The sequence below is a fragment of the Pseudomonas sp. CYM-20-01 genome (assembly GCF_023169845.1).
GTDB classification, from domain to species: Bacteria; Pseudomonadota; Gammaproteobacteria; order Pseudomonadales; family Pseudomonadaceae; genus Aquipseudomonas; species Aquipseudomonas azotoformans.
Window position 1 is genome coordinate 5,222,643 of sequence record NZ_AP025169.1, and the last position, 14,252, is coordinate 5,236,894.

Sequence of the window (14,252 nt, forward strand, 5' to 3'; positions counted from 1 at the left end):
CCTAGGTCTTCACGCGCCGACAAGCAAACAAGCAAAAAGCGGGCTCTCAGCCCTCGCCCCCTAAAGGCGCGCTGCCTTACCCTCCCGCCCTGCCATAGATGTCTTCGAATCGAACGATGTCGTTTTCCCCGAGGTAGTCACCACTCTGCACCTCGATCAACACCAGATCGATGACCCCTGGATTCTCCAGACGATGGGTATGACCTGCGGGAATGAACGTTGATTCATTGGTATTCAACAAAAACTCGCGGTCGTTGTTAACCACACGCGCCATACCACTCACCACAATCCAGTGTTCGCTACGGTGATGGTGCATTTGCAGCGACAACGATCCTTGTGGCTTGACGACAATCCGCTTGATCTTGAAACGCAACCCCTCTTCCAGCGTGGTGTAAGCGCCCCAAGGGCGACGCACGGTGGTGTGGTCCAGGTGCGACTGATGACCATTTTTCTTCAATTGCGCCGTGATCGCCTTGATATCCTGCGCGTGATCCTTATGCGCCACCAACAGAGCATCCGGCGTATCGACAATAATCAGATCCTCAACACCCACCAAAGCTGCCAAACGACGCGGGCTGCGTACGTAGTTGTTGGTGGCATCGTGAAAAATCGCTTCTCCCTCGACACGGTTACCTTGTTCATCAGCCTCTGACAACTCACTCATGGCATTCCATGAGCCGATATCGCTCCAACCGATGTCACACGGCACCGTTGCGACTTTGCTGGAGCGTTCCATGAGCGCGAAGTCGATAGAAATATCCGGCACTTTGGCAAAGCTTTCGGGGTCGAGGTGTAGGCTGCGGTGGCTGTTGCCCATCATCGTGCCCGAGCCAGACAGGCACAGGTCTACGGCGCTGGAGACGTCCGGCGCGCACAGTGACATTTGTTCGATCAAGGAGCCGGCGCGGAAGCAGAACATGCCTGAGTTCCAGAAGTACTCGCCCGACGCCAGGTAACCCTGGGCCGTTTCCAGGTCCGGCTTCTCGACGAAGCGTTTGACCTTGAAGCCGTCCCCCAGAGGGCTGTCGTTATCTTTCTGGATATAGCCGTAACCCGTTTCAGGGTATTCGGGCTTCACGCCGAAGGTCACCAGCCAGCCATCTTTGGCCAACTCGCATGCCCTTGAAACCGCCGCGCAGAATGACACTTGATTATCGATCAAGTGATCAGCCGGCAACACTAACATGATGGCATCTTGCCCATGAGTGCGCGCAACTTCCTGGGCAGCCAGTGCAACAGCCGCAGCAGTATTACGACCGAAGGGTTCCAGCACAAAGCTCAAATTGGTGAACTCGGGTGCTTGGGCACCGTATTCATCAAGTGTCTTGAAGTAGAGATCGCGATTAGTGATCGTCAATACTTCACTCACAGCGCCCAATGCCAACGCCCGAGCGTATGTTTTGCGGATCAGATTACCGCCGTCAGGTAGCTCGATAAACGGCTTGGGATGCGCTGAACGTGAAACCGGCCAGAGACGGCTACCCGAACCGCCACAGATAATGACTGGAACAAGTGTCACTTTGTACTCCTTTACGCATTGTCACTATATTTCCGCCTCAGCCCTCGCCCCCTCGAAGCTGCCTGCTCGGAAAAGTGACTAGAGTATTTCAGCTATAAAAAGTCAAATCGCCAAAGACGATTTAGGGGAGGAATAGTGTTTTTTTCTTACAGAATAACCTGCGCATTCTTTATCAAATGGTCATTTCTGTCTAGGAAAAGGCAGAACATTCCAATTGACGTGATCATTCTTATTCTCTGACTAAATGGCGCTCCAAATAGAACTTGTCACTTTCCTTAGTGAATTTTCCTACGCCCCACCAATCTACGCCTAGAATGTTCGACTCTATTGATCTGGAACCCAAGCGGTGCTGTCGCTTTTCCGGGCAACACTCAGGCGACTCACCCTGAGCAAAATCCTTCTCAACAATCCCCCACAGCTGCCGATACCCCTTCAAAGCCTTGCGGATTGAACAATCATGCGTAATAACCAACCCGTTACCCAGCGCGAACGTACCTTCCCCGCTCAGCAACGGTTGATCTCCACCACAGATGCCAAAGGCGTGATCACCTACTGCAACGACGCCTTCGTCGAAATCAGTGGGTTCTCTCGCGACGAACTGGTGCGTGCCCCGCACAACCTGGTGCGTCACCCGGACGTTCCGGCGGCGGTGTTCGCGCACATGTGGTCAACGCTCAAACAAGGCTTGCCATGGATGGGCATTGTCAAGAATCGCTGCAAGACCGGTGACCATTACTGGGTTAACGCCTATGTGACGCCGGTTTTCGAAGGCAACCAGGTGGTCGGCTACGAATCGGTGCGCATCAAGCCCACCGCCGAGCAGATCCGCCGGGCCGAAGCGCTCTACCAACGCATCAACCAGGGCAAGTCGGCGATCCCCCAGCGGGACAAGTGGCTACCGGTGTTGCAGGACTGGCTACCGTTTATCCTGGTGAGCCAGTTGAGTTTCATGATCGGCGCGTCCCTCAACTCCCACTGGGGCTTTGCCCTGGCGGCGGGGTTGTCGGTGCCGTTGGGCCTGCTCGGCCTGAGCTGGCAACAGCGCGGCCTCAAGCGTTTGCTGCGCCTGGCCGAGCAGACCACCTCCGACCCGCTGATCGCGCAGATGTACACCGACAGCCGTGGCGCCCAGGCGCGTCTGGAGATGTCTATCCTCAGTCAGGAGGCGCGTCTGAAGACCTGCCTTACCCGCCTGCAGGACACTGCCGAGCACCTCAACGACCAGGCCGCGCAGTCCAACACCCTGGCGCATAACAGCTCCAGCGGCCTGGAACGCCAGCGCGTCGAGACTGAGCAGGTGGCGACCGCCGTTAACCAGATGGCGGCCACCACCCAGGAAGTCGCCAGCCATGTGCAGCGCACAGCGGACGCAACCCAGGAAGCCAACCGCCTCACCGGCCGTGGCCGCGACATCGCCGGGGAAACCCGCGAGGCGATTCAGCGTCTGTCCGTAGCAGTGGGTGAGACCGGTGTGACCGTTACCCAGTTGGCCAAGGACAGCGATGAAATCGGCGGTGTGGTCGACGTGATCAAGGGCATTGCCGATCAGACCAACCTGCTGGCGCTCAACGCCGCCATCGAAGCGGCCCGTGCCGGTGAAATGGGCCGGGGTTTTGCGGTGGTTGCCGACGAAGTCCGCCAACTGGCGCAGCGCACAGCCGAGTCGACCGGGCAGATCCATGCCCTGATCGCCAAGCTGCAACAAACCGCCGCCGCTGCCGTACAGACCATGGACGCCGGGCATCGCCAGGCCGAAGAAGGCGTGGCACGGGTGATGGAAGCTGACCAGGCGTTGGTGGGCATCAGTGAAGCGGTAGCGCATATCACCGACATGACTACCCAGATCGCGGCCGCGACCGAAGAGCAAAGCTCGGTGGCCGAAGAGATCAGCCGCAACATCAGCACCATTGCGTTGCTGGCGGACCAGACCTCGGAGCAGGCGTTGAACTCGGCGCAGTTGAGTGAAGAGTTGACGCATACGGCGAATACCCAGTATTCGTTGGTGGAGCGCTTCAACCGATAGACCGTTATCGGGGCGGTGCGACGATTCGACAACCCCCCTCCCACACTTTGACTGTATTCACAAATCAAAATGTGGGAGGGGGCTTGCCCCCGATAGGGCCCTAGAGGACGCCGAGAAACCTGGCCACCTTCACCGCCGCCGCCTCCAAATGCTGCTCATGACTAAACCCCGACGCCTTCAACGGCTTCAGGTCATGATCCCCCGCCACCAGCCACATCACCTCGATGCTCGGCGACAATTCATACCCTTCCACCGCCGCCCGATTACCCAGCGCATCGCGCTCACCCTGCACAATCAAGGTCGGCGTCTTCAACCCCGCCAAATGCTCGACCCGTGGTTTCTCCGGCTTGCCCACCGCATAGAACGGATACCCCAGGCACACCAGCCCATCGGCACCCAGTTCATCGGCCAACAAACTGGCCATGCGCCCGCCCATGGACTTGCCGCCAATGGCCAGTTTCCCAGCGACATGACGTCGCACCTCGGCATGCACCCCGCGCCAGGCTTCCAGCAGTTTCGGCGCAGGGTTTGGCGGGCGCTTGCCGCCATCCACCCGGCGCTGGGCCATGTAGGGAAACTCAAAGCGCAACACGTTGACGCCATGCCCGGCAAGGCGTGCAGCCATATCGTTCATGAAGGATGAGTCCATCGGCGCGCCAGCGCCGTGGGCCAGGATTAGCGTGACGGGATCGCTCGAAAGCGCCTCCACCGCGACATCCCACAACCACCCATGTTCCCGCACACACTGCGCCCATTGATCCCCGTCAATACTGGCCTTGTGCTCTTTGCCCATGCTTGCCTCGCTTTTTAGTCTGCCTATAACTCCAGCCCAAGTGCCGCATTTGCTTGGGTTGAACCGTGGATGGGGAACCATGAACACTACTTTAAGTACCGCCTATAACTACAAGGTGGTCCGCCAATTCACCATTATGACGGTGGTGTGGGGCATCGTCGGCATGGGGCTCGGGGTTTTTCTCGCGGCCCAATTGGTGTGGCCTGCACTCAACTTCGACTTGCCGTGGACCAGCTTCGGCCGCCTGCGCCCGCTGCACACCAACGCGGTGATCTTCGCCTTCGGTGGCTGCGCGCTGTTCGCCAGCTCCTTCTACTCGGTGCAGCGTACCTGCCAGACCCAATTGTTCGCGCCGAAAATCGCCGCGTTCTGCTTCTGGGGCTGGCAGTTGGTCATCCTGCTGGCAGCGATCTCCTTGCCGCTGGGCTACACCAGCTCCAAGGAATACGCCGAGCTGGAATGGCCGATCGATATTCTGATCACCATTGTCTGGGTGGCCTACGCCATTGTGTTCTTTGGCACCGTGGCCAAGCGCAACACCAAGCACATCTACGTCGGTAACTGGTTCTTCGGTGCGTTCATCATCACCGTGGCCATCCTGCATATCGTCAACAACCTGGAAATCCCGGTCAGCCTGACCAAGTCCTACTCCCTCTATGGCGGTGCGACGGATGCCATGGTGCAGTGGTGGTACGGGCACAACGCGGTAGGCTTTTTCCTCACCGCCGGTTTCCTCGGCATGATGTATTACTTCGTGCCCAAGCAGGCCGAGCGTCCGGTGTATTCCTATCGCTTGTCCATCGTGCACTTCTGGGCGCTGATCACCCTGTACATCTGGGCAGGCCCGCACCACTTGCACTACACCGCACTGCCGGACTGGGCACAGTCCCTGGGCATGGTGATGTCGCTGGTGCTGCTGGCACCGAGCTGGGGCGGCATGATCAACGGCATGATGACCCTGTCGGGCGCCTGGCATAAGTTGCGCAGCGACCCGATCCTGCGCTTCCTCGTGGTGTCCCTGGCGTTCTACGGCATGTCGACCTTCGAAGGCCCGATGATGGCGATCAAGACCGTCAACGCCCTCTCCCACTACACCGACTGGACCATCGGCCACGTACACGCCGGCGCACTCGGTTGGGTGGCGATGATCTCCATCGGCGCGCTGTACCACATGATCCCGAAAGTCTTTGGCCGCGAGCAGATGTACAGCCTCGGCCTGATCAACGCGCACTTCTGGCTGGCCACCATCGGCACCGTACTCTACATCGCTTCGATGTGGGTCAACGGCATCGCCCAGGGCCTGATGTGGCGTGCGGTCAACGAAGACGGCACCTTGACCTACTCCTTCGTCGAAACCCTGGTGGCCAGCCACCCTGGCTTCATCGTGCGGCTGGTGGGCGGTGCGATCTTCCTCAGCGGCATGTTCCTGATGGCTTACAACACCTGGCGCACCGTGCGTTCGGCGCAGCCTGTCGAAGCCGCCACCACTGCGCAGTTGGCCTGAGGAGTCTGTGATGAAACACGAAACGATTGAAAAGAACGTCGGCCTGCTGATGCTGCTCATGGTGCTCGCCGTGAGCATCGGCGGCCTGACCCAGATCGTCCCGCTGTTCTTCCAGGACGTGACCAACAAGCCGGTGGAGGGCATGAAACCCTACACCGCGCTGCAACTGGAAGGCCGCGACATCTACATCCGCGAAGGCTGCGTACAGTGCCACTCGCAAATGATCCGCCCGTTCCGTGCCGAAACCGAACGCTACGGCCACTACTCGGTCGCCGGTGAAAGCGTGTGGGACCACCCGTTCCTGTGGGGCTCCAAGCGCACCGGGCCGGACCTGGCGCGCGTCGGCGCACGCTACTCGGACGACTGGCACCGCGCGCACCTGTACAACCCGCGCAACGTGGTGCCCGAGTCGAAAATGCCGGCCTATCCATGGTTGGTCACCGCCGCCGTCGACAGCAGCCACACCGAGACCAAGTTGAAAGTGATGCGCACCCTCGGCGTGCCGTACACCGACGACGACATCAGTGGCGCCGTGGCCAGCCTCAAGGGCAAGACCGAGATGGACGCGCTGGTTTCGTACCTGCAAGTGCTCGGCACTGCCATCAAGAGCAAGAGGTGAGCCATGGGATTTGAATTCGATGCAGGCACCATCCGCGGCCTCGGCACGCTGGTGGTCGCCATCGCCTTTATCGGCCTGTCGCTGTGGGTGTTCAACAACCGGCGCAATGCGGAATTCGAGCAGGCGCGCCTGCTGCCCTTCGCCGATGAACCTTCTCCATCCGACGCTCAAGAAGAGCCTGCAATAAGGAGCACCCGGCCATGACCCTATTCTGGAGTACATGGATCTGCGTACTGACCCTCGGCAGCCTGATCGGCTTGACCTGGCTGCTGGTCGGCACCCGCAAGGGCGAGACCAAGGGCAGCGTGGACCAGACCATGGGCCACGCCTTCGACGGTATCGAGGAATACGACAACCCGCTGCCCCAGTGGTGGTTCATGCTGTTCGCCGGCACCCTGGTGTTCGCGGTCGGCTACCTGATCCTCTACCCGGGCCTGGGCAACTGGAAAGGCGTGTTGCCGGGCTATGAAGACGGCTGGACCCAGGCCAAGGAATGGGACAAGGAAATGGCCAAGGCCGACGCCAAGTTCGGGCCGATCTTCGCCAAATTCTCGGCCATGCCCGTGGAAGAAGTGGCCAAGGACCCGCAAGCGCTGAAAATGGGCGGTCGCCTGTTTGCCTCCAACTGTGCGGTGTGCCACGGCTCGGACGCCAAGGGCGCGTTTGGTTTCCCGAACCTGGCGGACAACATCTGGCGCTGGGGCGGTTCGGCCGAGGCGATCAAGACCACCATCCTCAACGGCCGCCACGCGGCGATGCCGGCCTGGGGTGACATGCTCGGCGATGAAGGCGTGAAAAACGTTGCCGCCTATGTGCGCCACGACCTGGCCAAGCTGCCTCTGCCCGCCGACAGCAGCGCCGATGTGGCTGCCGGCCAAGCGGCCTTCAACACCACCTGTGTCGCCTGCCACGGTCCGGAAGGCCATGGCATGGAAGCCATGGGCGCGCCTGACCTGACCAAACCGGCCGGCTACATCTACGGCACCAGCCTTGCGCAGTTGCAACAGACCATCCGCCACGGCCGCCAAGGCCAGATGCCGGCGCAGGAAGTGCTGCAAGGCAATGACAAGGTGCATCTGCTGGCCGCTTATGTTTACAGCCTGTCCCACAACGCCGATGGCGCAACGCCAGAAAGCCAAGCGCAATAACCGCTGATCGCCGCCCCATTTTGGGGCGGCAACCCTGGTGCTGTACGCGACCAAGTGTCACACCCTTCCAAAGCACAACTTTCCCCTCCTCACTTTCGGGTCTACGCTTGTTCCCACAGCGGACCAATCCTGGCGTACGCGACGACATTCGTTGCGACCCCTGAATTTTCCTGTCCACTCGATCAGCTTTCGATTTCCGATTTTGTCCTTACACCAAACATGGAAAGGGCGCAGAATCTGGCGTGGAACGCATTGATACAGGTCAGTCATTGCGTTGCAATGACCCCTCGCTTTCTACATACTTGCGGCCGATTTTACCTATAAAAAAACCTAAACCGTGGAACCTTAGAATGAGCACAGCAATCAGTCCGACTGCTTATAACTATAAGGTAGTCCGCCAGTTCGCCATCATGACGGTGGTCTGGGGGATCCTTGGCATGGGGCTCGGGGTGTTCATCGCCTCGCAACTGGTCTGGCCGGAATTGAATTTCGGTTTGCCATGGACGACCTTTGGCCGCCTGCGCCCGCTGCACACCAACCTGGTGATCTTCGCCTTCGGCGGATGTGCATTGTTTGCCACCTCCTACTATGTCGTGCAGCGAACCTGCCAGACGCGACTGATCTCCGACAGCCTTGCGGCCTTCACCTTCTGGGGTTGGCAAGCAGTCATCGTTGGCGCCATCGTCACCCTGCCACTGGGCTACACCACCACCAAGGAATACGCCGAGCTGGAATGGCCCATCGCCATTTTGCTCGCCATCGTGTGGGTGACCTATGCCGTGGTGTTCTTCGGCACCATCGTCAAGCGCAAGACCAAGCACATCTACGTGGGCAACTGGTTCTACGGCGCGTTCATCCTGGTGACGGCGATGCTGCACATCGTCAACCACGCCTCGTTGCCGGTGAGCCTGTTCAAGTCCTACTCGGCCTACGCCGGGGCCACCGATGCGATGATCCAGTGGTGGTACGGCCACAACGCGGTGGGTTTCTTCCTGACCACCGGGTTCCTGGGGATGATGTACTACTTCGTGCCGAAACAGGCCGAACGTCCCATTTACTCGTACCGCCTGTCCATCGTGCATTTCTGGGCGCTGATCACCCTGTACATCTGGGCCGGCCCGCACCACTTGCACTACACCGCGTTGCCGGACTGGGCACAGTCCCTGGGCATGGCGATGTCGATCATCCTGCTGGCCCCGAGCTGGGGCGGCATGATCAACGGCATGATGACCCTGTCCGGCGCCTGGCATAAATTGCGCACCGATCCGATCCTGCGCTTCTTGGTGGTGTCGCTGGCGTTCTACGGCATGTCGACCTTCGAAGGGCCGATGATGGCGATCAAGACCGTCAACTCGCTGTCCCACTACACCGACTGGACCATCGGCCACGTACACGCCGGCGCCCTCGGTTGGGTGGCAATGATCTCCATCGGCGCGCTGTACCACATGATCCCCAAACTGTTCGGCCGTCCGCAGATGCACAGCGTTGGCCTGATCAACGCGCACTTCTGGCTGGCCACCATCGGCACCGTGCTCTACATCGCCTCGATGTGGGTCAACGGCATCACCCAGGGCCTGATGTGGCGAGCCATCAACGATGACGGCACCCTCACCTACTCCTTCGTCGAAGCGCTGCAAGCCAGCCATCCGGGTTACATCGTGCGCGCCCTGGGCGGTGCATTCTTTGCCTCCGGCATGTTCCTGATGGCCTACAACGTCTGGCGCACCGTGCGTGCCGCCGACCCTGTAGAAGCCGAAGCCGCCGCCAAGATCGCCGTTGTGGGAGCTCACTGATGAAGCATGAAGTAGTCGAGAAGAATATCGGCCTGCTGGCCTTCTTCATGGTCATCGCCGTGAGCATCGGCGGCCTGACCCAGATCGTTCCGCTGTTTTTCCAGGACGTGACCAACAAGCCGGTGGAAGGCATGAAGCCGCGCACCGCCCTTGAACTGGAAGGCCGCGACGTCTACATCGCCAACGGTTGTGTCGGCTGCCACTCGCAGATGATCCGCCCGTTCCGTGCCGAAACCGAACGCTACGGCCACTACTCGGTCGCCGGCGAAAGCGTATGGGACCACCCGTTCCTGTGGGGTTCCAAGCGTACCGGCCCGGACCTGGCTCGTGTCGGCGGGCGTTACTCCGATGACTGGCAGCGTGCGCACCTGTACAACCCGCGCAACGTGGTGCCTGAGTCGAAAATGCCGGCGTACCCGTTCCTCGTGGAAAACAAGCTCGACGGCAAGGACACCGCGAAGAAAATGGAAGTCTTGCGCACCCTGGGCGTGCCCTACACCGACGAAGACATCGCCGGTGCAGCCGCCGCCGTGAAGGGCAAGACCGAAATGGACGCACTGGTGGCCTACCTGCAAGGCCTGGGCACCATCATCAAAAGCAAACGGTGATCTATGGATATCGGGATGATTCGTGGCCTGGGCACCGTTGTGGTGATGGTGGCCTTTATCGGCCTGGCGTTGTGGGTGTTCAGCCCCAAGCGCAAGTCGGAGTTTGAAGACGCGACCTTGCTGCCCTTTGCGGATGATCCCGAAGCCATCAAGCACGTCGAGCAAGCTTCTAGGAGTAACAAAGAATGACTACGTTCTGGAGTCTGTACGTCACAGTCCTCAGTCTGGGTACCATCTTCGCCCTGACCTGGCTGCTGCTGTCGACCCGCAAGGGCCAGCGCGCCGAGCAAACCGACGAAACCGTCGGCCACTCGTTCGACGGCATCGAGGAGTACGACAACCCGCTGCCCAAGTGGTGGTTCATGCTGTTCGTCGGCACCATCGTCTTCGCCCTCGGCTACCTGGCGCTGTACCCCGGCCTGGGCAACTGGAAGGGCCTGCTGCCGGGCTACAACTACCTCGACACCGACAAGCAAACCCCCTTCGCCAACGGCCAGACCGGCTGGACCGGCGTGCACGAATGGGAAAAGGAAATGGCCAGGTCGGACGCCAAGTTCGGGCCGATCTTCGCCAAATTCGCGTCGATGCCGATTGAAGAAGTGGCCAAGGACCCGCAAGCCCTGAAGATGGGTGGCCGCCTGTTCGCCTCCAACTGCTCGGTATGCCACGGTTCCGACGCCAAGGGCGCCTATGGCTTCCCCAACCTGACCGACGCAGACTGGCGCTGGGGTGGCGAGCCGGCCACCATCAAGGAAACCATCATGAAGGGTCGCCATGCGGTGATGCCGGCGTGGTTGGATATCCTCAAGGAACAAGGCGTCAGCGATGTGGCCGCGTTCGTGCTCACCAACCTCGACGGGCGCAAACTGCCCGAAGGCGTGAAAGCCGATGTGGCCAACGGCGAGAAACTCTTCGCCGCCAACTGCGTGGCCTGCCACGGCCCGGCCGGTAAAGGCACCGCCGCCATGGGCGCGCCCGACCTGACTCACCCGGGTGCATTCATCTACGGCTCGAGCTTCGCCCAGCTGCAGCAGACCATCCGTTGGGGCCGCCAGGGCCAGATGCCTGCGCAGGAGCAACTGCAAGGCAATGACAAGGTGCACTTGCTGGCGGCGTATGTGTACAGCTTGTCCCATGGGGATAAGAAGGCTGAAGAGCAGTAACTCCTCGAAAGAACAAAGCCCCGTGCAGCGTAAGCTGGCGGGGCTTTGTTCTTTCTGGCTCCCAGGGTTATCCAAGCAGGAACCCACTACCACTTGATACTTGCGGCTCGGGGCAACCAAGTAGTAACGTAACTACATCCAGCCTGACGAAGGGGGGAGCACCCCATGACCATCACGACTATTTCCAGCCGCGAATTCAACCAAGACACAAGTGGTGCCAAAAAAGCCGCCCGCCAGGGGCCGGTTTTTATCACCGATCGCGGCAAGCCCGCCCATGTACTGCTAAGCATTGAGGAGTACCAGAAACTGACAGGGCTCAAGGCCGACATCGTTGATCTGCTAGTGATGCCGGAAGCGGCCGATATCGACTTCGAAACCGAGCGAGCCGTGATCACTCATCGACCTGTGGACCTCTCTTGATGTATCTACTCGACACCAACGTTATTTCTGAACTGCGCAAACCCCAGGCTGATGCAAAAGTGGTCGCCTGGGCCAAAAGTGTCATCGCTACACGCATGTTTATTTCCGCGATCACATTGAAAGAATTGGAGACCGGGGTGTTACGTATTGAGCGCCGAGACCCGGCACAAGGAAAGCTGCTAAGAACCTGGCTCAAGCGCCATGTAATGCCCGCTTTTGATTCCAGGATCCTGCCGGTGGATACCGCGGTCGCGCTGCGTTGTGCCCACCTGCATGTGCCTGACCGGGCAAATGAAAGCGATGCGCTGATCGCCGCTACCGCTCTGGTCCACGGGCTCACCGTGGTCACACGCAATATCAATGACTTCAAATCCAGCGGGGTTCCGTTGATCAATCCATGGGACGAATGACCACAATACCTACCAAAACCGTCCATACTTCCCAAGTCAATTGATCCAGATCACGTACACCATCAATTGATTTCCCCCAACGCGACCAAAGGTCGCACCCTTTGCACATCCTCGGGGGCGTATCATTAGGCCACTGCAACACCCTACATTTGACCCCGGCTGGCACGTACTGGCCGAGGCAAATCTCCACCGCCGTGGGATGCAATGATGAGCAACCAGATACCGGTACATGACGTTACCCCGCCTGCCAAAACCGTCGACCTCTACGCCTCGCGAGAGAAAATCTACACGCGCGCCTTCACCGGCCTGTTCCGCAATCTACGCATGCTCGGCGGTGCCGGCCTGTTCCTGCTCTACTTCGGCACGGTGTGGCTGAACTGGGGTGGTCACCAGGCTGTGTGGTGGAACCTGCCCGAGCGCAAGTTCTTTATTTTTGGCGCAACCTTCTGGCCCCAGGACTTCATCCTGCTCTCGGGCATCCTGATCGTCGCAGCGTTTGGCCTGTTCTTTATCACGGTGTACGCCGGTCGCGTGTGGTGCGGCTACACCTGTCCGCAAAGCGTGTGGACGTGGATCTTCATGTGGTGCGAAAAGGTCACCGAAGGCGACCGCAACCAACGCATCAAGCTCGACAAGGCACCGATGGGCGCCAACAAATTCCTGCGCAAATTCAGCAAGCACACGCTGTGGCTGCTGATCGGATTTGTCACCGGCATGACCTTTGTCGGCTACTTCTCGCCGATCCGCGAACTGGTGTTCGACTTCTTCACCGGCCAGGCCGATGGCTGGTCGTATTTCTGGGTCGGTTTCTTCACCCTCGCCACCTACGGCAACGCCGGCTGGCTGCGCGAACAGGTGTGCATCTACATGTGCCCGTATGCGCGCTTCCAGAGCGTGATGTTCGACAAGGACACCCTGATCGTTTCCTACGACCCACGCCGTGGCGAGCTACGCGGCCCGCGTAAAAAAGGCACCGACTACAAGGCCCAGGGCCTGGGCGATTGCATCGATTGCACGATGTGCGTGCAAGTGTGCCCGACCGGTATCGACATCCGCGACGGCCTGCAGATCGAGTGCATCGGTTGCGCTGCCTGCATCGACGCCTGCGACAACATCATGGACAAAATGGACTACCCGCGCGGCCTGATCAGCTACACCACCGAACATAACCTGTCGGGGCAGAAAACCCACAAGCTGCGCCCGCGCCTGATCGGCTACGCCCTGGTACTGCTGGCGATGATCAGCCTGCTGGTGGCGGCGTTCTTCATGCGCTCGCTGGTGGGTTTCGACGTGAGCAAGGACCGCGTGCTGTACCGCGAAAACGCCGAAGGCCGCATCGAGAACGTCTACAGCCTGAAGATCATGAACAAGGACCAGCGCGACCACACCTACGTGCTCGACGCCGCCGGCCTGCCCGACCTCAAGCTGCAAGGCCGGCGCGAGATCAAGGTGGCGGCCGGCGATATCGTCAGCATGCCGGTGGAGCTGTCGAGTGCGCCGGAACAGTTGCCGTCGAGCACCAACGAGGTGAAATTCATCCTCACCGATGCCGATGACGCCAGCGTCCATATTGAAGCCAAGAGCCGATTCATCGGCCCACAAGTCCGCTAACAGGGAACCGAACAATGTCCGTAGCAACTGCCGCAAGCCCTTGGTACAAGCACCTCTGGCCCTGGATCATCATTGGCATCCTGGCCTGTTCGGTGACCTTGACCCTGTCCATGGTGACCATCGCGGTGAACAACCCGGACAACCTGGTCAACGACAACTACTACGAGGCCGGCAAAGGCATCAACCGCTCCCTCGACCGCGAGCTGCTCGCGCAGACCCTGCAACTGCGCGCCAAGGTGCACCTGGATGAGCTGACCGGTGAAGTCGAGGTCAACCTTACCGGCTACAGCAACCCGAAAACCCTGGAGCTGAACCTGATTTCCCCGACCCAGCCGGAGAAGGACCGCAAGATCAACCTGGCCCGCAGTGACAGCGAGCCCGGACGCTATATCGGCCAGGTCACCGACAAGGTCGAAGGCCGGCGTTTCGTCGAGTTGCTCGGCGTGGAAGGCGACCGGACCTGGCGCATGTTCGAGGAAGAACAAGTCAGCCACGACAAGGACTTGCTGCTGGGTGATGAACCGTTGCAGGGTGCCGAAGACCTGAAAAAATAAAAAGCCTGCGCTTCGCGCATCGGGGGCAAGCCCCCTCCCACACTGGATTGGGTTTACACATATCTATTGGTGAAATCAGTCAAATGT

15 protein-coding genes are annotated in these 14,252 nt (G+C 59.8%); 13 read left to right on the forward strand and 2 right to left on the reverse strand.

Annotated features, from left to right (window positions below):
- Positions 1-76 precede the first annotated feature (76 nt).
- On the reverse strand, positions 77-1,519 hold the full coding sequence (locus M2497_RS23580; RefSeq protein ID WP_248483579.1) for a mannose-1-phosphate guanylyltransferase/mannose-6-phosphate isomerase: 1,443 nt from the start codon (positions 1,517-1,519) through the stop codon (positions 77-79).
- 457 nt (positions 1,520-1,976) lie between these two features.
- Here M2497_RS23580 and M2497_RS23585 point away from each other — a divergent pair, with 457 nt between their 5' ends.
- Positions 1,977-3,542: a PAS domain-containing methyl-accepting chemotaxis protein gene (locus M2497_RS23585; RefSeq protein WP_058427327.1), complete on the forward strand. Its 1,566-nt coding sequence runs from the start codon at positions 1,977-1,979 to the stop codon at positions 3,540-3,542.
- Between the two features lie 100 nt (positions 3,543-3,642).
- Here the strand turns inward: M2497_RS23585 and M2497_RS23590 are convergent, their stop codons facing one another.
- Positions 3,643-4,335: an alpha/beta family hydrolase gene (locus M2497_RS23590; RefSeq protein ID WP_248483581.1), complete on the reverse strand. Its 693-nt coding sequence runs from the start codon at positions 4,333-4,335 to the stop codon at positions 3,643-3,645.
- A 79-nt stretch (positions 4,336-4,414) separates the two neighbouring features.
- On the opposite strand from M2497_RS23590, the gene ccoN (M2497_RS23595) reads away from it, so the two are divergent.
- The 12 genes from ccoN (M2497_RS23595) (at position 4,415) to M2497_RS23650 (ending at position 14,165) form a co-directional block, all read left to right on the forward strand.
- On the forward strand, positions 4,415-5,839 hold the full coding sequence (ccoN, locus tag M2497_RS23595; protein WP_248483583.1) for a cytochrome-c oxidase, cbb3-type subunit I: 1,425 nt from the start codon (positions 4,415-4,417) through the stop codon (positions 5,837-5,839).
- Between the two features lie 10 nt (positions 5,840-5,849).
- Positions 5,850-6,458: a cytochrome-c oxidase, cbb3-type subunit II gene (gene ccoO / locus M2497_RS23600; protein WP_017735321.1), complete on the forward strand. Its 609-nt coding sequence runs from the start codon at positions 5,850-5,852 to the stop codon at positions 6,456-6,458.
- Positions 6,459-6,461: 3 nt separating this feature from the next.
- Positions 6,462-6,662 carry a cbb3-type cytochrome c oxidase subunit 3 gene (locus M2497_RS23605; protein ID WP_010208563.1) on the forward strand — a complete coding sequence of 67 codons (201 nt, stop codon included), beginning with the start codon at positions 6,462-6,464 and terminating at the stop codon, positions 6,660-6,662.
- Positions 6,659-7,606 (forward strand): cytochrome-c oxidase, cbb3-type subunit III, encoded by a 948-nt coding sequence (gene ccoP, locus M2497_RS23610; RefSeq protein WP_248483585.1) that lies wholly within the window; start codon positions 6,659-6,661, stop codon positions 7,604-7,606. Before M2497_RS23605 ends, ccoP (M2497_RS23610) begins: the two co-directional genes overlap by 4 nt.
- A 350-nt stretch (positions 7,607-7,956) precedes the next feature.
- Positions 7,957-9,399: a cytochrome-c oxidase, cbb3-type subunit I gene (ccoN, locus tag M2497_RS23615; RefSeq protein WP_248483587.1), complete on the forward strand. Its 1,443-nt coding sequence runs from the start codon at positions 7,957-7,959 to the stop codon at positions 9,397-9,399.
- A complete protein-coding gene (gene ccoO / locus M2497_RS23620; protein WP_003193167.1) occupies positions 9,399-10,007 on the forward strand; it encodes a cytochrome-c oxidase, cbb3-type subunit II in 609 nt (202 codons plus the stop codon). Before ccoN (M2497_RS23615) ends, ccoO (M2497_RS23620) begins: the two co-directional genes overlap by 1 nt.
- A 3-nt stretch (positions 10,008-10,010) precedes the next feature.
- Entirely contained in the window at positions 10,011-10,196 is a 186-nt protein-coding gene (locus M2497_RS23625) for a CcoQ/FixQ family Cbb3-type cytochrome c oxidase assembly chaperone (protein ID WP_003175465.1), read from the forward strand.
- Positions 10,193-11,170 (forward strand): cytochrome-c oxidase, cbb3-type subunit III, encoded by a 978-nt coding sequence (gene ccoP / locus M2497_RS23630; RefSeq protein WP_248483589.1) that lies wholly within the window; start codon positions 10,193-10,195, stop codon positions 11,168-11,170. The genes M2497_RS23625 and ccoP (M2497_RS23630) overlap by 4 nt, the downstream gene beginning before the upstream one ends.
- A gap of 165 nt (positions 11,171-11,335) precedes the next feature.
- A complete protein-coding gene (locus tag M2497_RS23635) occupies positions 11,336-11,590 on the forward strand; it encodes a type II toxin-antitoxin system Phd/YefM family antitoxin (protein ID WP_248483591.1) in 255 nt (84 codons plus the stop codon).
- A complete protein-coding gene (locus tag M2497_RS23640; RefSeq protein ID WP_248483593.1) occupies positions 11,590-12,000 on the forward strand; it encodes a type II toxin-antitoxin system VapC family toxin in 411 nt (136 codons plus the stop codon). The genes M2497_RS23635 and M2497_RS23640 overlap by 1 nt, the downstream gene beginning before the upstream one ends.
- Positions 12,001-12,207: 207 nt before the next feature.
- Positions 12,208-13,611, forward strand: coding sequence for a cytochrome c oxidase accessory protein CcoG (gene ccoG, locus M2497_RS23645; RefSeq protein ID WP_248483595.1), 1,404 nt, complete (start codon positions 12,208-12,210; stop codon positions 13,609-13,611).
- Positions 13,612-13,625: 14 nt separating this feature from the next.
- Positions 13,626-14,165, forward strand: coding sequence for a FixH family protein (locus M2497_RS23650; protein WP_071491367.1), 540 nt, complete (start codon positions 13,626-13,628; stop codon positions 14,163-14,165).
- Positions 14,166-14,252: the final 87 nt, after the last annotated feature.